This is a genomic window from Streptomyces sp. NPDC127177, assembly GCF_042672475.1.
Lineage (GTDB): Bacteria > Actinomycetota > Actinomycetes > Streptomycetales > Streptomycetaceae > Streptomyces.
Window position 1 is genome coordinate 1 of the sequence record NZ_JBHXUW010000074.1, and the last position, 21,760, is coordinate 21,760.

General features: G+C 70.1%; 19 protein-coding genes. 9 read left to right on the forward strand and 10 right to left on the reverse strand.

Annotation, left to right across the window (positions count from 1 at the left end; genetic code table 11):
- Window positions 1–170: 170 nt before the first annotated feature.
- Window positions 171–554, reverse strand: coding sequence for a DUF192 domain-containing protein (locus ACFVJX_RS31855; RefSeq protein ID WP_384126509.1), 384 nt, complete (start codon window positions 552–554; stop codon window positions 171–173).
- Between the two features lie 103 nt (window positions 555–657).
- On the opposite strand from ACFVJX_RS31855, the gene ACFVJX_RS31860 reads away from it, so the two are divergent.
- The 3 genes from ACFVJX_RS31860 to ACFVJX_RS31870 all read left to right on the forward strand — a co-directional run bounded on the left by ACFVJX_RS31860 (window position 658) and on the right by ACFVJX_RS31870 (window position 2,935).
- Window positions 658–1,524 (forward strand): prepilin peptidase, encoded by an 867-nt coding sequence (locus ACFVJX_RS31860; protein ID WP_384126508.1) that lies wholly within the window; start codon window positions 658–660, stop codon window positions 1,522–1,524.
- A 70-nt stretch (window positions 1,525–1,594) separates the two neighbouring features.
- Window positions 1,595–2,407: a class I SAM-dependent methyltransferase gene (locus tag ACFVJX_RS31865; RefSeq protein ID WP_384126507.1), complete on the forward strand. Its 813-nt coding sequence runs from the start codon at window positions 1,595–1,597 to the stop codon at window positions 2,405–2,407.
- Window positions 2,408–2,476: 69 nt separating this feature from the next.
- Window positions 2,477–2,935, forward strand: a complete 459-nt coding sequence (locus ACFVJX_RS31870) for a hypothetical protein (protein WP_384126505.1) — start codon at window positions 2,477–2,479, stop codon at window positions 2,933–2,935.
- 328 nt (window positions 2,936–3,263) lie between these two features.
- Here the strand turns inward: ACFVJX_RS31870 and mgrA are convergent, their stop codons facing one another.
- The gene (mgrA, locus tag ACFVJX_RS31875) at window positions 3,264–4,304 is read right to left on the reverse strand and encodes an L-glyceraldehyde 3-phosphate reductase (RefSeq protein WP_384126503.1); all 1,041 of its coding nucleotides are present in this window, start codon (window positions 4,302–4,304) and stop codon (window positions 3,264–3,266) included.
- A 190-nt stretch (window positions 4,305–4,494) separates the two neighbouring features.
- Here mgrA and ACFVJX_RS31880 point away from each other — a divergent pair, with 190 nt between their 5' ends.
- The 4 genes from ACFVJX_RS31880 to ACFVJX_RS31895 all read left to right on the forward strand — a co-directional run bounded on the left by ACFVJX_RS31880 (window position 4,495) and on the right by ACFVJX_RS31895 (window position 9,583).
- Window positions 4,495–5,256, forward strand: a complete 762-nt coding sequence (locus tag ACFVJX_RS31880; protein WP_024492153.1) for an isoprenyl transferase — start codon at window positions 4,495–4,497, stop codon at window positions 5,254–5,256.
- Between the two features lie 354 nt (window positions 5,257–5,610).
- Window positions 5,611–6,933: a PhoH family protein gene (locus ACFVJX_RS31885; RefSeq protein WP_384126501.1), complete on the forward strand. Its 1,323-nt coding sequence runs from the start codon at window positions 5,611–5,613 to the stop codon at window positions 6,931–6,933.
- Window positions 6,934–7,323: 390 nt separating this feature from the next.
- Window positions 7,324–8,028, forward strand: a complete 705-nt coding sequence (locus ACFVJX_RS31890; protein WP_384126499.1) for a lytic transglycosylase domain-containing protein — start codon at window positions 7,324–7,326, stop codon at window positions 8,026–8,028.
- A gap of 136 nt (window positions 8,029–8,164) precedes the next feature.
- On the forward strand, window positions 8,165–9,583 hold the full coding sequence (locus tag ACFVJX_RS31895; RefSeq protein WP_384126497.1) for an AI-2E family transporter: 1,419 nt from the start codon (window positions 8,165–8,167) through the stop codon (window positions 9,581–9,583).
- 193 nt (window positions 9,584–9,776) lie between these two features.
- Here the strand turns inward: ACFVJX_RS31895 and ACFVJX_RS31900 are convergent, their stop codons facing one another.
- Both ACFVJX_RS31900 and ACFVJX_RS31905 read right to left on the reverse strand, forming a co-directional pair.
- Window positions 9,777–10,310 (reverse strand): alkyl hydroperoxide reductase, encoded by a 534-nt coding sequence (locus ACFVJX_RS31900; RefSeq protein WP_123461342.1) that lies wholly within the window; start codon window positions 10,308–10,310, stop codon window positions 9,777–9,779.
- Window positions 10,311–10,322: 12 nt separating this feature from the next.
- Window positions 10,323–10,877, reverse strand: coding sequence for a peroxiredoxin (locus ACFVJX_RS31905; RefSeq protein WP_356535201.1), 555 nt, complete (start codon window positions 10,875–10,877; stop codon window positions 10,323–10,325).
- A 132-nt stretch (window positions 10,878–11,009) separates the two neighbouring features.
- Between ACFVJX_RS31905 and ACFVJX_RS31910 the strand changes: the two genes are divergently transcribed.
- Window positions 11,010–11,975, forward strand: a complete 966-nt coding sequence (locus tag ACFVJX_RS31910; RefSeq protein WP_384126494.1) for a hydrogen peroxide-inducible genes activator — start codon at window positions 11,010–11,012, stop codon at window positions 11,973–11,975.
- A 21-nt stretch (window positions 11,976–11,996) separates the two neighbouring features.
- On the opposite strand, the gene ACFVJX_RS31915 is transcribed toward ACFVJX_RS31910, so the two are convergent.
- From ACFVJX_RS31915 to ACFVJX_RS31935, 5 genes are all read right to left on the reverse strand, one after another.
- The gene (locus ACFVJX_RS31915) at window positions 11,997–14,393 is read right to left on the reverse strand and encodes an ABC transporter permease (protein ID WP_384126492.1); all 2,397 of its coding nucleotides are present in this window, start codon (window positions 14,391–14,393) and stop codon (window positions 11,997–11,999) included.
- Window positions 14,390–15,076 (reverse strand): ABC transporter ATP-binding protein, encoded by a 687-nt coding sequence (locus ACFVJX_RS31920; RefSeq protein ID WP_384126490.1) that lies wholly within the window; start codon window positions 15,074–15,076, stop codon window positions 14,390–14,392. Before ACFVJX_RS31920 ends, ACFVJX_RS31915 begins: the two co-directional genes overlap by 4 nt.
- Window positions 15,073–15,597, reverse strand: coding sequence for a PadR family transcriptional regulator (locus ACFVJX_RS31925; protein WP_384126488.1), 525 nt, complete (start codon window positions 15,595–15,597; stop codon window positions 15,073–15,075). The genes ACFVJX_RS31920 and ACFVJX_RS31925 overlap by 4 nt, the downstream gene beginning before the upstream one ends.
- Before the next feature lie 153 nt (window positions 15,598–15,750).
- Complete coding sequence (locus tag ACFVJX_RS31930) at window positions 15,751–15,993, reverse strand: hypothetical protein (RefSeq protein ID WP_384126487.1); 243 nt, start codon at window positions 15,991–15,993, stop codon at window positions 15,751–15,753.
- Complete coding sequence (locus tag ACFVJX_RS31935; protein WP_384126485.1) at window positions 15,990–16,961, reverse strand: SPFH domain-containing protein; 972 nt, start codon at window positions 16,959–16,961, stop codon at window positions 15,990–15,992. The genes ACFVJX_RS31930 and ACFVJX_RS31935 overlap by 4 nt, the downstream gene beginning before the upstream one ends.
- A 222-nt stretch (window positions 16,962–17,183) precedes the next feature.
- On the opposite strand from ACFVJX_RS31935, the gene ACFVJX_RS31940 reads away from it, so the two are divergent.
- A complete protein-coding gene (locus ACFVJX_RS31940) occupies window positions 17,184–19,478 on the forward strand; it encodes a transglycosylase domain-containing protein (RefSeq protein WP_384126483.1) in 2,295 nt (764 codons plus the stop codon).
- Between the two features lie 93 nt (window positions 19,479–19,571).
- Here the strand turns inward: ACFVJX_RS31940 and ACFVJX_RS31945 are convergent, their stop codons facing one another.
- The gene (locus tag ACFVJX_RS31945; protein ID WP_384126482.1) at window positions 19,572–21,455 is read right to left on the reverse strand and encodes a SpoIIE family protein phosphatase; all 1,884 of its coding nucleotides are present in this window, start codon (window positions 21,453–21,455) and stop codon (window positions 19,572–19,574) included.
- Window positions 21,456–21,760 lie beyond the last annotated feature (305 nt).

A 21,760-nucleotide genomic window follows, 5' to 3' on the forward strand; every position in this document is an offset into this window, starting at 1 on the left:
CGGCCCCGCAACCCCAGCAACCTCACATCCGTCCGCGGCACCGACCTCCGGGACCACCGACGAACACGACGACGCACATCCCCCATTTGTGACATGTTCTTGAGACTAGAGGCCGGTCGTGTCCGGTGTCTTGGGCCCTGGGCCCCATCTCCGCGCCGCGCGGCTGCCGTTCAGCCGACGGGTCCCTCGCTCTGCGTGAGCTCCACCTTCGCGCCCGGCCGCAGCCCCCACTTCGCCATCGCACCGGCCTCCGACTCGATCACATGCCGGGCCCTGAGCCGCGGCAGGCCGAGCCGTCCCGGCTTCATCGTGTGCACCGCCACGACGTTGAACTTGCGGTCGAGATAAGCCACATCGATCGTGAACCGCATGCGGAAGGAGTGCACACTCCCGCACGGCGTGATCAGCAGGGCGCCGTCGATACCGTCCTGCCCGAGCAGTCCACGGCTCCGGTGACGGTACGAGGCCGCGATCCGCAGCGGTACCTCCGTCTTCTGTCCCCCCTCTCGGTCCGTGATGCTGAGCGTTCCTGTGCCATTGCGCCATCGAGCCATGGCCATGACGGTAGCGCCACGTGACGGCCTCTGGGTCCGTAACGGTGTGCGGTGGGCCCCAGGGCCCATGCCCCCTGCACGCCGGACGCCTAAAATCGCTGACGTGTACGCCATGCTGATAGGGGTCGCCGCCCTCTGGGGCGCCGCGACCGGACTGCTGGTTCCGCGCGCTGCCTACCGGTTCTCCGTCGAACCCGAGGACGCATGGCGGGACGCCTGCCCCGCCGGCCACGCCCTCACCGGGCCGGTCCGCGGCTGGCTCGGCTCCACCCGCTGTACGACCTGCGCGGAAGTGGGGGCGGCTGTCGCCGTGCGCACGGAAGCGACGGAAGCGAGAGCGGACACAGGTACGGGCTCGGGGACGCCTGCCGACGCCGGTGCGGACGCGGTCCCGGAGACCGGAGCGGGCGCGGCTGCCCACCGCCCGCGGTACGCGCCGTCCCTCCTCGCCCCCGTCGTCTCCGTCCTCGGCTGCGCCGCCCTCGCCGCGACCACCGGGGCCCGCCCCGAGCTCGTCGTCTGGCTGCTGCTCGCCCCCGTCGCCGTGCTCCTCGCGGCCATCGACCGCCGCGTCCACCGGCTGCCGGACGAGCTGACGCTGCCGGCCGCCGGAGCCGCCGCCGTCCTCCTGGGCATCGCCGGACTGCTGCCCGAACACGGCGGTTCCTGGGTGTCCGCCCTGCTCGGCGGAGTCACTCTCGGCGCCTTCTACTTCCTGCTCTTCCTCATCAACCCGAACGGCATGGGCTTCGGCGACGTCAAGCTGGCGCTCTCGCTGGGCGTGGCGCTGGGCTGGTACGGCTGGGCCGTCGTGTTCGCCGGGGGCTTCGCCGGGTTCCTGTTCGGTGCGGCTTACGGGCTCGGGCTGATGATCCTGCGGCGCGCCGGGCGCAAGACGGGCATCCCGTTCGGTCCGTTCATGATCGCGGGCGCCCTGCTGGGGATCCTCTTCGGCGGCCTGGCCGCCTGAGCCTGAGCCCGCCCCCGGGCTCCCCCCTATTAAGGTCGCGTCCGGCACGCACCGGCTGAGACCATTCCCCATGCCCGGAACACCCGAAGACAAGCAAACGGCGGGGGCGGCCGAGCGCGCCCGGTTCGACGCCCTCGTCGCCGAGGCGGACACCGTCTCGGTAGCCGGCTGGGACTTCTCCTGGCTGGACGGCCGCGCCACCGAGGAACGGCCCTCATGGGGGTACGCCCGCGCCATGGGTGAGCGTCTCGGCAGGGCGAGCGCCGCCCTCGACATCCAGACCGGCGGAGGCGAGGTGCTCGCCTCCGCGCCGAAGCTGCCGCCGCTGACCGTCGCCACGGAGTCCTGGCCGCCGAACATCGCCCGCGCCACCGCCCTGTTGCATCCGCTCGGCGCGGCCGTGGTCGCGGACGAGGACGAGCCGCCACTGCCGTTCGGCGACGCGGCGTTCGACCTCGTCGTCAGCCGGCATCCGGTGACCACATGGTGGGACGAGATCGCCCGGGTCCTGACACCCGGCGGCACGTACTTCTCGCAGCAGGTCGGCCCGGCCAGCGTCTTCGAACTCGTCGAGTACTTCCTCGGTCCGCAGCCGCCGGAGGTACGGGGCGGACGCGACCCGGAGCAGGCGCGCGCCGCGGCCGACGCGGCCGGCCTGGAAGTCGTCGACCTGCGGCTGGAGCGGTTGCGCACCGAGTTCTTCGACATCGGCGCCGTCGTCTACTTCCTGCGGAAGGTGATCTGGATGGTGCCGGGCTTCACCGTCGAGCAGTACCGGCCGCAACTCGCCGCGCTGCACCACCTGCTGGAGACCGAGGGGCCCTTCGTCGCCCACACCACCCGTTTTCTGATCGAGGCCCGCAAACCCGGCCGGCCGGTCTGAGCCCGTATGCCCTTCCCGCGCCGGAAGGATGGCACTCTGGTCGCTGAGTGCACGGGGAAGGAGCAGGCCATGAGGGTCGGCAGCGACGAGGGAGCCACGCGCAGCCCGCGGCAGGGGAACCCGGAATGGCTCAGAGGTGCGCGGATCGTCGGTGTCCTCGGCGTCTTCTACCGTCCCGAGGGGCGGATGGGTGAACCGGAAGCGGTCGAATTCCTGCTGTCCGACAGCCAGTCGGTGATTCTGACCTGCGCCTCGGACGGCACCCTGCACGTAGGCGCCGGCACCTGGCCGCACCTTCCCGACTGGTGCGTGCCGGGCGCGCAGTGGGAGTTCACCGCGATGGCGAACCTCCCGCAGCCGCCGGACGGCGGCTGGACGGTGCTGAGCACCGAGGAGCGCAGGGACGAGCGGGGCGAGGTGCACGAGGCCGTCATCCGCTGCGAGGGCGGCCGCTTCGTGGTCGTCGGCGGCGACACCGTGGGCATCAGGTTCACCCGGGGCCACCGGGGCGCGGCCTCGACGACCTGACGGCAGGGGGCCGGGCGGCCGCCGCCGGTCGGAATGTGCACGTCCTGTGCACGTCCTGTGGGATTCCTCCGCGTCAAGGCGACACCCCCGGGCGTCCGCGCAGGTCCGGGCGGTCCGAGGGCCCGGAATCCGTGCTCACAACGGAGTCCCGCACATTCGGAGAGTAATTATTTGGCGGCGATGCACGCAGCAGCACTTACGAAGGGTTATGGTGGAAACCCCCCCTCGGGCCGGTCCGTAACCCCCCCCACGGACCGGCCCGTTTTTTTGTGCCCCGGCGCGGACGGGGTCGATGCCCCGCCGATGTGAGGCCCTTTCAGTCCCGCCCTCAGGCCCGTCCGGCCCAGATGTTGGTGCCCGCGGTGTCTACGGCGAAGGTGTCGATCTCCTTCAACTCCCCTGCGGACAGCGCCGGAGCGGCCAGCGCCGCCACGTTCTCCTCCAGCTGCTTCACGCTGGAGGCGCCGATCAGGGCCGACGTCATACGGCGGTCGCGCAGCACCCAGTTGAGAGCCAGCTGGGCCAGCGACTGGCCGCGGCTGTGCGCGATGTCGTTCAGCCCGTTGAGCCGGCGGACCACCTCGTCGGAGAGCAGATCCGGGTTGAGGGACTTGCCCTGCGTGGCGCGGGAACCCTCGGGAATGCCGTTCAGGTACTTGTTGGTCAGCAGCCCCTGGGCGAGCGGCACGAAGGAGATGCAGCCCATACCGGCCGCCTCCAGCGTGTCCAGCAGGCCGTCGTCCTCGGTCCAGCGGTTGATCATCGAGTAGGACGGCTGGTGGATCAGGGCCGGTACGCCCATCTCCCTGAGCAGCCGGGCCGCCTCCGCGGTCTGCGCGGAGGTGTACGAGGACACCCCGACGTACAGCGCCTTGCCCTGCCGCACCGCGGAGGCCAGGGCCCCCATGGTCTCCTCGAGCGGGGTGTCGGGGTCGAAGCGGTGCGAGTAGAAGATGTCGACGTAGTCGAGGCCCATCCGCTTCAGCGAGGCGTCGAGCGACGACAGCAGGTATTTGCGCGAGCCCCACTCGCCGTAGGGGCCGGGGTGCATGTCGTACCCGGCCTTGGTGGAGATCACCAGCTCGTCGCGGTAGGGGGCGAAGTCCTGCCGGAAGAGCTTGCCGAAGTTGAGCTCGGCGGAGCCGGGAGGCGGTCCGTAGTTGTTGGCCAGGTCGAAATGGGTCACACCGAGATCGAAGGCGCGGCGCAGAATGGCGCGCTGCGAGTCGAGCGAGCGGTCGTCGCCGAAGTTGTGCCAGAGGCCGAGCGAGACGGCCGGGAGCTTGAGGCCGCTGCGGCCGGTGCGCCGGTACTCCATGGAGTCGTAGCGCGAGCCGGCGGCCCGGTAGGAGGAAGAGGAATCAGTCACGTTTCCCTCCTTATCACGGACTTGTGACAGGCCGGGTTGGGCCGGTGCGCCGCCTGCGCAGTAATGTGGCGGCTTCGGGACTGCCACGGCACGGCGGGGCGATCGGCCCCCTACCGGTGCGGCGATCCCCAGAGGGACAGCCCCGGGCAAGGCGGCGGGCGGGCCCGCACGGAACCGAGAGGTGGACTCAGTGAACTTGCGCGACCTGGTGTACGGGCTCTACGCGCGCCGGGTGGAGGCCCGCCTCGATCACGCCCAGGTGCCCAAGCACATCGGTGTCATCCTCGACGGCAACCGGCGCTGGGCGAAGGCGTCCGGCGGCACCGCCGCGGAGGGGCACCAGGCCGGTGCGGACAAGATCAAGGAGCTCCTCGGCTGGTGCAGCGAGACCGACGTCGAGGTCGTCACCCTGTGGATGCTGTCCACGGACAACTTCGACCGGCCCGAGTCGGAGCTCATCCCGCTCCTCGGCATCATCGAGAACACCGTGCGCGACCTCGTCGCGGACGGCCGCTGGCGGGTCCACCACGTCGGCACGCTCGACCTGCTGCCCGCCCACACCCAGACGGTCCTCAAGGAGGCCGAGCAGGCCACCATCGGGGTCGACGGAATACTGGTCAACGTCGCCGTCGGCTACGGCGGCCGCCAGGAGATCGCCGACGCGGTGCGGTCCCTGCTGCTCGACCACTCCGCCAAGGGCACGTCCTTCGAGGACCTCGCGGAGATCGTCTCCACCGACCTGATCTCCGAGCACCTCTACACCCGCGGCCAGCCCGATCCGGACCTGGTGATCCGCACCAGCGGGGAGCAGCGCCTCTCCGGCTTCATGCTCTGGCAGAGCGCGCACTCGGAGTACTACTTCTGCGAGGTCTTCTGGCCGGCCTTCCGCCGGGTCGACTTCCTGCGGGCCCTGCGTGACTACGCGGCCCGCCACCGCCGCTACGGCGGCTGAAACCACAGCCGGACGGCCGGGGACAGAGCCGTTCGGGTGGTGTTTTGGGGCCCATGGGCGTGGGTCACGGCTCCGGCCCCTCCAGGTCGGCATGGCTTCGCGTGTTCGAGGGAATACCCCTGACAGGTCGATGTCCGGTCAGAAACCAGGCGGACGTCGTCACCAAGTGAGCGGCATGGAGTCCGCTCGCCCGGGAGGCCCTTTGCACACGAAGGACCGTACATACAGTGCGGCTGACGTCGAGGGCCGGCGCTCGGCCCGCGCAAGGTGGCCGAAGCCCGGTCCGTCCTCTCCCTTTGGGATGCTCCGCGACGTCGTCGCACCCCAACCTCGTCCGAGGGGGTACGTCCTTCCGTGGTGACCAGCACAAAGCGCCGCATGCCCGACAGGCGCACCTATGTTCTCGACACCAGCGTCCTGCTGGCCGATCCGAACGCCATGTCCCGGTTCGACGAGCACGAAGTCGTCCTCCCGGTCGTCGTGGTCACGGAACTGGAGGCCAAACGGCACCATCCCGAACTCGGGTACTTCGCCCGGCAGGCCCTGCGCCTGCTGGACGACTTCCGGGTCCGGTACGGCCGCCTGGACGCCCCGATCCCGCTCGGGGATCTGGGCGGGACGCTGCGTGTCGAACTCAACCATTCCGATCCCGGCGTACTGCCAGCCGGCTACCGGTTGGGGGACAACGACTCACGGATTCTCGCGGTCGCGCGCAATCTGCAGGCCGAGGGGTACGACGTCACGGTCGTCTCCAAGGACCTGCCGCTCCGCATCAAGGCGTCGTCGGTCGGTCTCCTCGCCGAGGAGTACCGCGCCGAACTCGCCATCACCGACTCCGGCTGGACGGGGATGGGGGAACTCACCCTCTCCGGCGAGCAGGTCGACCTGCTCTTCGCGGAGGAGACGCTGTACATCCCGGAGGCCGCCGATCTGCCCGTGCACACCGGTCTGGTCCTCCAGTCCGAGCGCGGCAAGGCGCTCGGCCGGGTCACGGCGGATGGCAATGTCCGGGTCGTCCGCGGCGACCGGGAGGCCTTCGGCATCCACGGCCGCAGCGCCGAGCAGCGCATCGCCCTGGACCTGCTCCTGGACCAGGACGTCGGCATCGTCTCGCTCGGCGGCCGAGCCGGCACCGGTAAGTCGGCGCTGGCGCTCTGCGCGGGCCTGGAGGCCGTGCTGGAGCGCGGGCAGCACAAGAAGGTGATGGTCTTCCGCCCGCTGTACGCGGTGGGCGGCCAGGACCTCGGCTATCTGCCCGGTTCCGAGGCCGAGAAGATGGGCCCCTGGGCGCAGGCGGTCTTCGACACGCTCTCGGCGGTCGCCGGGCGCGAGGTCATCGAGGAGGTCCTGGGGCGCGGCATGCTGGAGGTGCTGCCGCTCACCCACATCAGGGGCCGGTCGCTGCACGACGCCTTCGTGATCGTCGACGAGGCCCAGTCGCTCGAACGGAACGTACTGCTGACCGTGCTGTCCCGGATCGGGGCGAATTCCCGGGTTGTGCTCACGCATGACGTGGCCCAGCGGGACAACCTCCGGGTCGGCCGGTACGACGGGGTGGTCGCCGTGGTCGAGAAGCTGAAGGGTCACCCGCTCTTCGCTCACACCACGCTCACCCGGTCCGAGCGTTCCCCCATCGCCGCACTGGTGACCGAAATGCTGGAGGAAGGCCAGATCTGATACGGGATAGGACAGTTGATGCCGCCCGGCGAGCCAAGGAGCTTAGCCGGGCGGCATCGTGTTTCGGCGCCATTTCCGTAATTCACTTGCTCCAAACGAGGTGTGAGCTTTCACACGCAACAGAGAATTGCTTCCCGGCGTCCGGTTCCGGCAGAGTCTTGCTTCCGTCAGGCCCCGCATACGGCACACCCGCACCCCCAGTGGTGCACAGCACCACACAACTCAACAGCCGTCGTCCGTATGCCGCCCGCGAGTACCACGCGGCGCTCCCTCCGGGGAGTCGCCCACCGGGCCCGTGCCTCCCGTGACCCATGCAGTAGGGAGGCCAGTGTCAAGGGCACGATTGCGCCCGCGAGGTCACCTAAGCGGGCGATGCTGGAAGGACACCGTGTGAGCCGGATCTCGGTCCGGGGGTTCGCCGTGGCATCTGCCACAGCTGTGACCACCGTAGGCGCCGTCGTAGGAGTTGCGTCGGGCAGCACACCCGCTGCTGACGACAACAACTTCGAGGCCACCGCAGCCGACACCACGCTGCTCGCCGACATCCCCGCGGGCCAGCAGGCCCAGGTGCAGACCGCTTCACTGACGCAGCAGGCCGACGCCCAGGCGTCCGCGGCCGACGCGACGGCGAAGAAGTCCGCAGAGGAGTCGGCCCGTATCCAGGCCGCCAAGGACGCCAAGTCGAAGAAGGCGGCCGCCGAGGACAAGCTGGCCAAGGAGCGGCAGGAGAAGAAGGACGCTGCCGAGCGCGCCAGCCGGTCCGAGGTCCGCAGCGCATCCGCGTTCGCCACCCAGGGCTCGTACAGCGTGGCCGAGGTCCAGGCGATGGCTCGTCAGATGATCCCTGGCGACCAGTTCCAGTGCTTCAGCAACATCGTGAACCACGAGTCGAGCTGGAACTACCGGGCGAGCAACGCGTCTTCCGGGGCCTACGGCCTCGTCCAGGCGCTCCCCGGCTCGAAGATGGCTTCCGCCGGTGCCGACTGGCAGACCAACCCGGCCACCCAGATCAAGTGGGGCCTCAACTACATGGACAGCCGCTACGGCAGCCCGTGCGGTGCCTGGTCCTTCTGGCAGGCCAACAGCTGGTACTAGAACCTTCCGAGGTTCCGGTCTCAACCTCGTGAAGCCCCCCACCGTCCTACGGTGGGGGGTTTCACGCATGTACGGTCATGCGGGACCGTTCCCGGGGGGAGCGGTGGGGAGAGTGGACGGGGGTAGAGGAACCGTTATGTCAAAACTTCCGGGATGGCTCGGGCAACTGGGTGCTGAACTGACCAGGGCGGGTGAGCGCCTGGAACAACGCCGCGCAGAGGCGGCAGCGGAGGACGACAAGGCCGCGCATGAGGGGGCGTCATCGGCGTCCGGTACGGCACCGGGAAGCGGGCCCGTGAAGGGCGACGCCGAGGTCGAGCACGTACCGCCGCCGCCTTCGTACGCCCCCACGGTCGCCGCGCGCCCCGATCCGGTCGCCGCGATCCCCTGGGGGATGCGCGTCGCCGCAGAGGCCGGCTGGCGGCTTCTGGTCCTCGCGGGCACCCTCTGGGTGCTGATGCGGGTCATCAGCGCGGTGCAGTTGGTGGTGCTGGCCTTCGTCGCCGCGCTGCTCGTCACCGCGATGCTCCAGCCGACCGTCGCCCGGCTCAGGCGTTACGGCCTGCCGCGAGGACTCGCCACCGCGGTGACCGCGGTGCTGGGCTTCGTCATCATGGGCCTGGTCGGCTGGTTCGTGGTCTGGCAGGTGATGGACAACCTCGACACGCTCTCCGACAAGGTGCGCACGGGTATCGAGGACCTGAAGAACTGGCTGCTGGACAGCCCGTTCCACGTCACCGACAAACAGATCAACGACGTCGCGAAGAACCTCAGCGACACCGTCGGCACCAACACCGAGGCGATCACCTCGGCCGGACTCCAGGGCGTCACCGTGATGGTGGAGTTCCTCACCGGGATGCTGCTGGCGATGTTCTCGACGCTCTTCCTGCTGTACGACGGCAAGCGCATCTGGCACTGGGTGCTCAAGCTGGTGCCGGCCCAGGCGCGGCCGGGCGTCGCCGGCGCAGGACCGCGCGCCTGGCGCACGCTGACCGCCTATGTGCGGGGCACGGTCATAGTCGCGCTGATCGACGCGATCTTCATCGGTCTCGGGATCTACTTCCTCAATGTGCCGATGGCTGTACCGCTGGCCGTCTTCATCTTCCTCTTCGCCTTCATCCCGCTCGTCGGAGCTGTGGTCTCCGGGGCGCTGGCCGTGGTGGTCGCGCTCGTCACCGAGGGCGTGTTCACGGCGCTGATGGTGCTGGTGGTGGTCCTGGCGGTGCAGCAGATCGAGGGCCACATCCTCCAGCCGTTCATCCTGGGCCGCGCGGTGCGCGTGCACCCGCTGGCCGTCGTCCTGTCGGTCGCCGCGGGCGGAATGATCGCGGGCATCGGGGGTGCGGTCGTCGCGGTGCCGCTGGTCGCGGTGACCAATACCGTGGTCGGCTATCTGCGGACGTACGGGCAGGAGGAGTCCCGGCGCCACTCGCCGCCTCCGCACGGTGCGACCTCGCTGGACGCGGCCCCGACCCCGGCGCCCGGATCGCCGCCGGAGGAGATCGACGACGGCAGCGACGAGGAGCCGGTGGCGGACGCGCCCAAGCAGGTCTGAGCGGAGCCACGGTAGGAGCGCGGGGACAAGAGAGGTCCGCCGCGGAGGCATGAAGGGTCCGCGGCGGGAAGAGGCGCCCGCGGACACAAGAAGGGCCCGCAGCACAAGAAAAGAAGGGCCCGCGGACATAAGAAGGGCCCCGGGGACGGTCGGTCGTCCTCGGGGCCCTTCTCGTATGTGGGTACTGCGGGTGTTACTCGGCGAGCACGGCCTCGGCTTCGAGGGTCACGCCGACCGCCTGGATCACCGAAGCAATCTTCACGGCCTCCTGAATGGTCTCACGGTCCACGCCGGCCTTGCGCAGCACCTGCTCGTGGGAGTCCAGGCACTGGCCGCAGCCGTTGATCGCGGAGACGGCGAGCGACCACAGCTCGAAGTCGACCTTCTCCACGCCCGGCTTGCCGATCACGTTCATCCGCAGGCCCGCACGGAGCGTCCCGTACTCGGGGTCCGACAGCAGGTGCCGGGTCCGGTAGAAGACGTTGTTCATCGCCATGATGGCGGCGGCCGACTTCGCGGCGGTGTACGCCTCCGCGGAGAGGTTGGCCTTCGCCTCCGGCTCCAGCTCGCGGAGCACCTTCGGCGAGCGCGAGGCGATCGCGCAGGCGAGGACGGTGCCCCAGAGCTGCTGCTGCGGCAGTTCGCTGTTCCCGATGACCGAACCGAGGTTCAGCTTCAGGTCCTTGGCGAAGTCCGGTACGGCGGCCTTCAGTTCGTCGAGTGCCATGTCGGTATCAGCTCACTCGCCCGAGAGGAGCGCGACCGGGTCCAGGGTGGTCTCGCCCTTGGTCCAGTTGCAGGGGCACAGCTCGTCGGTCTGCAGGGCGTCGAGGACCCGCAGGACCTCCTTGGGGTTACGGCCCACGGAACCGGCGGTCACCATCGTGAACTGGATCTCGTTGTTCTGGTCGACGATGAAGACGGCACGCTGCGCGAAGCCGTCCTCGCCCTCGATGCCGAGGTCCCGCATGAGCTCGTGCTTCGAGTCGGCCAGCATCGGGAACGGCAGGTCGGTCAGGTCCGGGTGGTCCTTGCGCCAGGCGTGGTGCACGAACTCGGAGTCACCGGAGAAGCCGAGGACCTGGGCGTCGCGGTCGGCGAACTCCTCGTTCAGCTTGCCGAAGGCGGCGATCTCGGTCGGGCACACGAAGGTGAAGTCCTTCGGCCACGCGAAGACGATCTTCCACTGACCCTCGTAGGTCTTGTGGTTGATCTGCTCGAACTCCTTGCCGCTCTCCAGCGAAACACAAGCAGTCAGGTCGAACTCGGGGAACTTGTCACCGACAGTGAGCACGCGCTCTCCTTGCAGCGTAGGAATTCCCTTTTTGGGGGAGTTCCTGAGGGTTGGACGGTCCCCACCTTGGCACAGAGTGCATTGATCACGGAAATAGCTACACTCGGTCGTGATGATCGGAGGTGCCTATCAGTGGCGCAGGGAAACCAGGGCAACCGGCCCAAACAGCCCAGTCTCTCGCAGCTGCGCGCCTTCGCAGCGGTGGCGGAACATCTGCACTTCCGGGACGCGGCGGCAGCAATCGGGATGAGTCAGCCGGCGCTGTCGGGGGCCGTCTCGGCGCTCGAGGAGGCACTGGGTGTCCAGCTCATCGAGCGTACGACGCGCAGGGTGCTGCTCTCGCCCGCCGGGGAACGGCTCGCGGTGCGGGCCCGGGCCGTACTGGAGGCCGTCGGCGAGCTGATGGAGGAGGCCGAAGCCGTGCGGGCGCCCTTCACCGGAGTGCTCAGGCTCGGCGTGATCCCGACCGTCGCCCCGTATCTGCTGCCGGCCGTGCTGCGCCTCGTCCATGAGCGCTACCCGGACCTCGACCTCCAGGTCCATGAGGAACAGACCTCCTCGCTGCTGGAGGGGCTCGCGGCGGGGCGGCTCGATCTGCTGCTGCTCGCGGTGCCGCTCGGTGTGCCCGGGGTGAGTGAACTGCCGCTCTTCGAGGAGGACTTCGTCCTGGTGATGGAGCGCAGCCACTGGCTCGGCGGACGCGCCGACATCCCGCGCGAGGCGCTGAGGGAGCTTCCGCTGCTGCTGCTGGACGAGGGGCACTGCCTGCGGGACCAGGCGCTCGACATCTGCCGGGAGGCGGGCCGCACCGGTGGCGCGCCGGTCACCACGACCGCGGCCGGCCTCTCCACACTGGTGCAGCTGGTGGCCGGCGGGCTCGGGGTGACGCTGCTGCCGCGGACCGCTGTGACGGTCGAGACCGCCCGCAACGAGGCGCTGACCACGGGGTATTTCGCGGATCCGGCGCCCGCCCGGCGGGTGGCGCTGGGGATGCGGACGGGCGCGGCCCGGCACGAGGAGTTCGAGGAGTTCGCCGCTGCGCTGCGCGGGGCGATGGTGACGCTGCCGGTGCGCGTGGCGACGGCCGGCCGGAGCTGAGCCCGGCCGGCCGTCGGGGCGCTACTCGCTGCGCAGCCCTTCGGGGCGCATCATGCGCCACAGCGAGGGGAGCGAGAGGAGGGCGACCAGCAGGATGAGGGCCGCGCCCACGCCCGCCATCGGCAGGAACAGGAACCAGTCGGACACCTCCTTGCCGACCATCCAGCACAGGGTGGCGCCGAGCGCGAGGCCGCCCGCCACAGCCACCGCGATCCCGATGACCACCGGGATCGCCGTCTGCCACAGCACCGACCAGCCGAGGGTGACCCGGCGGGTGCCGAAGGCGACCAGGACCGACAGCAGCCGTTTGCGCTCGCGCAACTGTTCCAGCTGGGAGACCAGCATGGATGCGGCGATCAGCAGCAGGGTGGCGCTGGCGCCCACCTGGAGGCCCGTCTGGATGCTGGCGTACTGCCGGTCGCGCTCGACCGAGTTCAGCGCGACCAGGCGCATGCCCGGGTCGATCCGGGCGGCGGTGTTGCGTACGAACTCGGCGGCGTCCGGGACGTCTTCGTCGATGCGGATCTGCGAGATCGTCTCGGCTCCCGGCAGGGTCCGTGCGTCGATCGCCCCCGGCGTGGCCATGATGCCCGAGTGCTCCTCGCCGAACGGATCGGTCCGGCCCTGGACGGTCGGGGTGCCGGCGGGCAGCGTCCAGCGCAGCGGCTTGTTCCGGCCGTAGGTGTCGAACTCGAGCACCTTGCCCTTGCGTGCGGTCTCGTCGACCCAGTCGGCCTGTCCCTTGTCCTTGGGGTGGACGACGAAGATGTCACCGTCCCGGCAGGACGTGATCCGGGCGAGCTCGCGCAGGGTCGGGCAGTCCCCGACGCTGAACGAGGTGGTGGGCTGGATGTCGTCGGCCGCGTACTTTCCCGGCTTGGTCGCGTACGCCTCGACGGTACCGATGACCTTCGTGACGCCCTTGGTGGCCCGGAACTCCTTGATGGTGTGGAGGGCGGCGTCGCCGCTGACGATCTCGGAGGCCGCGTAGAACTGGGCGCGGGACGGGTCCTGGCCGGTGGCCTTGTTGAAGTCGTCGTTCATCGCGGCGAACAGCATCTGCAGGGCCACCGCACCGGCCACGGCGACGGTGACGCCGCTGACCGCGCGGGAGGCCGCCCCGCTGCTCAGCTGGAGCCGGCGGGTGGCCAGCTGCCAGGGGACCGGGCCGCCGCGCAGCCGCTTTACGCAGGCCTCGACCAGCCAGGGCAGGAGCAGGGCGAGACCGACCAGCACCAGCACGGCGCCTCCGGCGACCGGGTACGGGTTGACGGGTCCGTACTCCTCGACCTTGCCGGTGAGTCCGAAGACCGCGAGCCCGGCGACCGGCAGCAGCAGCCGCCACCAGAGACGGCGCTTTTGGCTGCGGCCGTTGCGTACGACGCCGAGCGGCTCGATGACCACCGACCGCATGGCGGCCAGGGTGACGAGTACCGCGGTGAGCGGGACCGCGAGGGCGATCAGCACGCAGAGCCGGGTGTCGGGGACCATGTCGGACGGGAAGGCGCTGACGTCCCAGATCTCGACGTGGCCGATGAACTGGCGGCCCGTCACGAATACGGCGAATCCGATGACCAGGCCGAGCACCGAGCCGAAGAGTGCCTCACCGGCCGCGATCCTGCGGGTCATCCGGATGTCCGTACCGACCAGGCGCAGGGCGGCCAGCCGGCGGTCGCGGCGGTCGCCCCCGAAGCGCACCGCGGTGGCGATGAAGATGGCCACGGGGGCCAGCAGCACCACGCAGACCATGATGACCAGCACGATGAGAATCGGCGGCAGCGGATCGGACGGTCCGGGGTTGCCGTATCCGGAGATCCGGTGGCCGCCCGAGTCGCTGGTCAGGGTGGAGCTGCCGGCGTAGAACCACAGTTCGCCGGGCGAGCGCAGCCCGGCCTCCGAGATGGTGCCGGTCACCTTGTACGGCAGCCGCTCCTTGAGCAGCGCGCTGTCCGGGGAGTCGAGGAGTTCCCGGAGCGCGGGGGAGACCGTCATCTCGCCGGGGGCGGGGAAGGCGGTGATGCCGGGGGGCAGGACCGGGTGGTCGCCGTCCGGGCGCATCAGGAAACCGATGACGGAGCGGTCGCGGAACTCGGTGCTCGCCTCGATCCGCAGGACCGTGCTGTCCGACTTCTTCGCCGAGGCGTCGGGGGAGTCGGAGATCTTGGTCTCGGAGCGTGCATGGTCCCGGGCCGACCGCTCGTCGAGCATGTGCGGCACGGAGGCCGCGGTGAGCAGCAGTGCCACGCCGAGTCCCACGCCGACAGCGGTGAGCAGAGTGCGGATCCAGCCCTCGCGGCCGCCGCCGGCGGCGAAGCGGATGCCGAGTGCGAGATCGCGCAGCCAGGGAGCGGTGCGGGAGGGGCGTTCGGGAGGAGGCACCTGGCCGGCCGGTGGCCTCTTCTCGTCGAGCAGTGTCATACGGCGTGCTCCAGGTCGCGGGCCCGGCCGTCGCGCACGGTGACATCGCGGTCGGAGTAGGCGGCGACACGGGCCTCGTGGGTCACCAGGACCACGGCGACGTTGGCGGACCGGGCCGCGTCGGTGAGCAGTTGCATGACGCGCTCGCCGTTGAGGGAGTCCAGGGCGCCGGTCGGCTCGTCGGCGAAGATCACCCTCGGGGACGCGGCCAGGGCACGGGCCACGGCGACGCGCTGGCCCTGGCCGCCGGAGACCTCACCGGGGCGCTTGGCGCCGAGGTCGTCCACCTCCAGGCGCTCCATCCACTGCAGCGCGGTGCGTTCGGCGGCCTTGCGCCGGGTGCCGTTCAGCCGGAGCGGCAGGGCCACGTTCTCGACACAGGTCAGCTCGGGGACGAGCTGGCCGAACTGGAACACGAAACCGAACTCGCTGCGGCGCAGGGCGCTGCGCTCGGCGTCGGACATCGCGGACAGGTCCCGGCCGGCGTAGGTGATGGTGCCGGAGTCGGGGGTGATGATCCCGGCGAGGCAGTGCAGCAGGGTGGACTTGCCGGAGCCGGAGGGTCCCATCACGGCGACGACCTCGCCGGGGTGGACGGAGAAGGAGGCGCCGTCGAGCGCGGGCGTCGACCCGTAGGTCTTGCGCAGGTCCTCGGCGGCGAGCAGGGAGCCGGCGGGGTTCACGGGGCCACCACCTCGGCGAGCTTGCCGAGCCGTGCGGCGGTCAGTTCCAGCCAGCGCAGATCGGCTTCCAGGTGGAACAGGGCGTGGTCGCAGATGAGCTGGTCGGCGAGGTCGCCCTTGCGCTTGCGGTCGGTGAGGATCCGCATCAGCCGCAGGTGCTCGGAGCGCTGGGCGTCCAGCACGTCGGCGGCGCTGCGGCCGGTGAGCATGGCCAGGACGACCTTGGTGTACAGGGTCGACTGGAGGTAGGGCTCCGGCTTCTCGGGCTGTGCCAGCCAGGCGGTGACATCGGTGATGCCGGCGTCCGTGATGGCGTAACGCTTGCGCTCGGGGCCGCCGCCGGCCTCCACGCCGTCGACCTCGACCAGGCCGTTCTTGAGGAGGCGGGACATGGTCGAGTAGACCTGCCCGTAGTGCAGGGGGCGGTCGTGACCGAACTTCTCGTCGAACGTCCGCTTGAGGTCGTAGCCGTGGCGGGGGCCGGACTCAAGGAGTCCGAGCAGGGTGTGGCCGATAGACATGCGGAGCACTGTACACGGCGTGTATACCCCGTGTGTATACCTGTCTCTCCGTCAGCTCCGGACTCGTCGCGTCCCGGAGGCGGAGGCGGAGGCAGGGGTGGGGGTGGAGAGGCGGGGAGGTGGAGGTCCGGGGGTGGTGCGCCCCCGGCAGGGTCACTCCGGCTCGGGTGTCTTCGGGGGCCGCCCGCGGCGGCGGATCGGCGCCGCGCCGCCGGGCAGCCGGCCCGCCTCCGCGAGCGCCCGCCGCAGCAGGAACTCGATCTGCGCGTTCGCGCTGCGCAGTTCGTCCGACGCCCAGCGCGCCAGCGCGTCGTGTACGGCGGGGTCCAGCCGCAGCAGCATCTGCTTGCGCTGCTGCGGCTGTGCCGGCCTGCGCCGCGGCGTTTCCTCGGTCACTGGTAGAGCGTGCCCGTATTGAGTACCGGCTGCACCGCGCGGTCACCGCAGAGCACCACCATCAGATTGCTCACCATGGCCGCCTTCCGCTCCGGGTCGAGCTCGACGATGTCCTGCTCGGTGATCCGGGTCAGCGCCATCTCGACCATGCCGACGGCGCCTTCGACGATCTGCTGACGGGCGGCGACCACGGCGCCGGCCTGCTGGCGCTGGAGCATCGCGGATGCGATCTCGGGGGCGTACGCGAGGTGGCTGAAGCGCGACTCGATGATCCGGACACCCGCGGCCTGCACCCGTGCGGTCAGCTCGACGGCCAGCTTCTCGGTGATCTCCTCGGCGTTGCCCCGCAGCGAGAGGCCGCCCTCGTCGTGGGCGTCGTACGGGTACTCGATCGCGATGTGCCGGACGGCCGCCTCGGTCTGGGTGGCGACGAACTCCAGGAAGTCGTCGACCTCGAACAGGGCCTGCGCGGTGTCCTCGACCTTCCAGACGACGATCGCGGCCAGCTCGATCGGGTTGCCGTAGGCGTCGTTGACCTTCAGGACCGCGGTCTCGTGGTTGCGGACGCGGGTGGAGATCTTGCGGCTGGAGGTCAGCGGGTTGATCCAGCGCAGACCGTCCGCGCGGATCGTGCCCACGTACCGGCCGAAGAGCTGGATGACCCGGGCCTCGCCCGGTGCGACCATCTTCACACCGCCCATGCAGAAGAACGAGGCGATGGCGAGCAGCACTCCGAGGATGCAGACCGGGATGCCGACGCCGTTGTTCCCGTTCGACCCGACGACGCCACCGATGATGGCGAGACCGATGCCGAGGATCACCCCTATCACCGTCAGCAGGAGGCCGAGGCCGCCCGCGATGCTGTGCGCCGTCACCTCGCGGACCTGCGGTTCCGGCATCTGCGGCGCGTCCGGAGTGAGGTCGGTCGACGGCGTGGTGGGCGTGGTCGGAACGTGTGGTTCGGTCATGGAATCCCCCGTTTGAGCGGACTGGCTTGGAGCTAGCAATGTGATTACACATTAACCGATGTCGCAACCCTGAGCACCTCTCGTGAGTCGGTTCCCTTGAAAGCGGGTGCTGATTGTCACGTCCGGAAAAGGGTGGATCGTTGGCTTTCTGTCCTTGCCAACGGTGTTAGCTGGCAGGTCCGAGCTGATCCGGTCGAGCAGAGAAGCGGGAGCAACACAGCAATGGGTCGAGCGGATGCGCGACGAGCCCAGCGGCGCGGGTCGCGGCGGGCCGTGAAGAGCGGCGGCATACGCAGACTCTTCACGTGGCGGAAACTACTGGGCGCGGCCTTCGCGGTCTGCCTGCTGGGCATGGGCGCGTTCGCCGTGCTCTACATGGTCGTCCAGGTGCCGGAGGGCAACGCCCAGGCCAGGCTCCAGTCCAACGTCTACAAGTACTCCGACGGCACGCTGCTGGCCCGGACGGGCCAGGTCAACCGGGAGATCGTGAGCCTCGCCGAGGTGCCCAAGGCGGTCCAGCGGACCTTCGTGGCCGCCGAGAACAAGTCCTTCTACGACGACCACGGCGTCGACTTCAAGGGCACCGCGCGCGGCCTGGTCAACACCGTCTCGGGCAAGGGCAAGCAGGGTGGCTCGACCATCACCCAGCAGTACGTCAAGAACTACTACCTCGACGCGGACCAGACCGTCACCCGCAAGCTCAAAGAGCTCGTCATCTCGCTGAAGGTCGACCAGAAGAGAAGCAAGAGCGAGATCCTCGCCGGGTACATCAACACCAGCTACTACGGCCGTGGCGCCTACGGGATCCAGGCCGCGGCGCAGGCGTACTACGGCAAGGACGCCAAGGAGCTGAACGTCGCCGAGGGCGCCTACCTCGCCGCGCTGCTCCAGGCGCCGAGCCAGTACGACTGGGCCGTCGCCACCGACAACGGGAAGGCGCTCGTCAAGGAGCGCTGGAACTACGTGCTGAACAACATGGTCGACGAGCACTGGCTGGACTCCGGCGAGCGCCAGGGGATGAAGTTCGAGGTCCCGCAGGCCCCCAAGCCCTCGGAGGGGCTCTCCGGCCAGAAGGGCTACATCGTCAACGCGGCCCGCGCGGCGGTGCAGAAGCAGGAGAACATCACCGACGCGCAGTTCGACGCCGGCGGCTGGACGATCACCGTCAACATCGACCGGAAGAAGCAGCAGAAGCTGGAGAAGTCGGTCAAGGCCAAGCTGACCGACAAGCTCGACACCAAGGCGCGCAAGCTCGACAAGGACATCCAGGCCGGCGCGGTCTCGGTCGACCCGAAGACCGGCAAGGTGCTCGCCCTGTACGGCGGACGCGGTCTGACCGAGCACTACATCTCCAACGCCACCCGGCACGACTACCAGCCCGCCTCCACCTTCAAGCCGATCATCCTCGCGGCAGCGCTGGACCAGGAGGCGCAGACCCAGGACGACCAGCAGATCACCGCCAACACCCGTTACGACGGCACCAGCAAGCGTCCGGTCAAGGGCAGTGACGTCGCCTTCGCGCCGGAGAACGAGGACGACGCGGACTACGGGCAGGTCACCGTCCAGACCGCGATGAACAAGTCCATCAACTCCGTCTTCGCGCAGATGGGCGTGGACGTCGGCATGGACCGCGTGATGCAGACCGCGGGCGAACTCGGCATGGATGTGAAGGGCCTTCCGGCGGTGCCGGCCCAGACGCTCGGTTCCATGGGCGCGAGCCCGATGGAGATGGCCGGGATCTACGCCACCCTCGACAACCACGGCAAGAAGGTCACCCCGCAGATCCTGAAGTCGGCCCAGAAGCAGGGCGATTCGCCGATCGCACTGCCCGACGCGATCGGTGAGCAGGTGATCGACCGCCAGGCCGCGGACTCCGTGACCTCCGTGCTGACCGGTGTGGTCGACGACGGTACGGCCCACGAGGCGGTGCGCAACGCCGAGGGACTGGCCGATCAGCAGATCGCGGGCAAGACGGGTACCTCGGACGACAACAAGTCGGCCTGGTTCACCGGCTACACCCCGAACCTGGTCACCTCGGTGGGCCTCTTCGGAGAGGCCGCCTATGCCCGCACGGACGACGACGGCAAGAAGCTGCAGGCGGGCGCCCAGGTCCCCCTGAAGGGTGCCGGTGGCGGAGGCCGGGTCAACGGCGGCGGTTTCCCCGCCGAGATCTGGTCGGACTTCACCGCACAGGCGATGGGCGACCCGGGCGAGTTCGACCTGGACACGGACATGGGTGCGGCGGTCACCCCGCCGCCCCAGAGCAACTCCCCGAGCGCGACGATCTCGCCCTCCGTCACACCGACGCCCTCGGACACGGCGACCACCCCGTCCCCGTCGTCCGATCCGCCGACCGACAGCGGGTCACCGGAACCGCCGTCCTCCGGCTCCCCGACGGGCGACCCGACGTCCGGCCCGCCCACCGATCCGTCGACCGAGCCCGGCCCGACGGACAGCAACCTCCCGGTCAACCCGGGCGACAACCGGCTGGACAGGGACGACAGCCCGACGCGCTGACCCACCGCAGAGTCCGCAGCGTCCGCTCACGAAGACGGGCGGTGTACGAGGAACCTCCTCGTACACCGCCCGTCGTGCTGTCGCGCGCCCCGGTCACTGCCCCCGGGTCGGCATCTCGAACCAGACGACCTTGCCCGTCGACAGGCGCGTCGCGCCCCACCGCCGGGCCAGCCGGTTCACCAGGAACAGACCGCGACCGCCCTCGTCCATATCGCGGGCGCGGCGCTGCCGCGGCAGCTGTGGGGAGTCGTCGCCCACCTCGCAGCGCAGGATGTCGGTCCGCAGCAGGCGCAGCGTCACCGGCCGCTCCGCGTACCGGACGGCGTTGGTCACCACCTCGCTGACCAGCAGTTCCACCGAGTCCGACAGATCCTCGAGACCCCATCGGCTGAGGGCTCGGCGGGCCAGCCTGCGGGCCCGGCCCGGGGCGGAGTCCTCCGGCTCCAGGAACCAGTAGGCGACATCGCTGGGCGCGATCCCGTCGAAGCGGGCGGCGAGCAGTGCGATGTCGTCGTCCCGGTCGCCGGGGCCGAGCATGTCCAGCACGTCGTCGCAGAGGGCCTCCAGCGGCGGCGAGTGGTCCGGGCCGGTCAGCCGGGCGGTGGTGGCGAGCCGCTCGCGCAGCTGCTCGATGCCGGTCCAGACGTCCCGGAGCCGGGACTCCACCAGACCGTCGGTGTACAGGAGGAGGGTGGCGCCCGCGGGCGCGTCGAGCTCGACGGCCTCGAAGTCGACCCCGCCGACGCCGATCGGGGCGCCGGGCGGCACCCTCAGCACCTCGGCACGGCCGCCGAGGTGCAGCAGCACGGGCGGCGGGTGGCCGGCGTTGGCGATGGTGATGCGGTGCGCGACCGGGTCGTACACGGCGTACAGGCAGGTCGCCATGCGGTCGCTGCCGAGCCTCTGCGCCTGCTCGTCGAGGTGGTGCAGCACCTCCTGCGGCGGCAGGTCGAGCCCGGCCAGGGTCTGCGCGGTGGTGCGCAGCTGGCCCATGATCGCGGCGGAGGTCATGGAGTGGCCCATGACGTCACCGACGACCAGGGCGACCCGGCTGCCGGGCAGTGGGATCGCGTCGTACCAGTCGCCGCCGACCCGGGCCGTCTCGGCGGCCGGGAGGTAGCGGGAGGCGAGCCGGACGCCGGTGGGCTGCGGGAGCGAGTCGGGCAGCATGGTGCGCTGGAGCTCGTCGGCGATGTAGGCCTCGCGCCCGTAGAGCACGGCCTTGTCGATGCCGAGCGCGGTGTGCGTCGCCAGCTGGGCCGCGACGAGCAGGTCGTTGGCCTCGAACGGCGGGCGTTCCGTGCCGCGCAGGAAGACAGCCGCGCCGATCACCCGGCGCCGGCCGCGCAGCGGGGCCAGGATCGCCCGGTGTCCGGAGGGCACGGTACGGCCCGCGCCGAGCAGCTCGGGCAGTGCGGCACGGGCCGCGGCGGAGTCGCCGAAGACCGGTCGCACGCCGCGCAGCACCTCGGCCAGCGCGCCGCCGGGGCGGACCTCGCACAGCTCGGCGGCGGGCGTCAGATCGGTCTGCGGGTCGATGAGGGCCGGCCGGAGCCGCTCGATCTCCGTCGAACCCTCGGCGAGCTCGTCGCTCAGCCGCAGCCGGTCGGAGCGGCGCAGCCGCAGCACGAACGGGTTGACCGGACGTTCGTCGCCGACCGGCAGCGGGTCGCGGAGGTAGACCAGTATGGCGTCGGAGTACGTCGGCACGCTGGCCCGGCACAGCCCCAGGACGATCTCGTCCAGGTCTATGCCGCGGGCGATGCGGCGGGTCGCGGCGCCCACGAAGCGCAGCCGGTCGCCCTCGCGGCGGGCAGCCGCCTGCGGGTCGGGCCCTGCCGCGTCGCCGGGTCCGGCCGGGGCCGGGATCGCTGCGGCGGGCGCCGGGGCGGCGTCCCGCTGCCGCGGCCGGGTGCGTTCCTGCGACCGGGCGGCGAGAGGCTGCCGGCCTTCGTGGGAGGTGGGGTGCTCCGTCACGCTTGGGGTTCCGTCCGTCCGGGCCGGTTGTATGAGGCAATCACCTTGTGGGGCGCTACTGTGCCCCGGCAGGAGCGGCAATAACAACGGCTGACACCGCCTGCCCAGGAACACCGGGCCGAAACCGGCCGTCCGTGAACGGGATCGGTGTCAACGTTTCCGGCGGTGGAACGGCGGACAGCGAGCACGTCTCCACCCCCTCGTAGTGGCTCATGCGATACGGGCAATTCGTGCGACTCATACGACTGATGCGGGTCATGAAGCGTGCAACTCGCGCGATGACTTGATGATTTACGGTCAGTTCG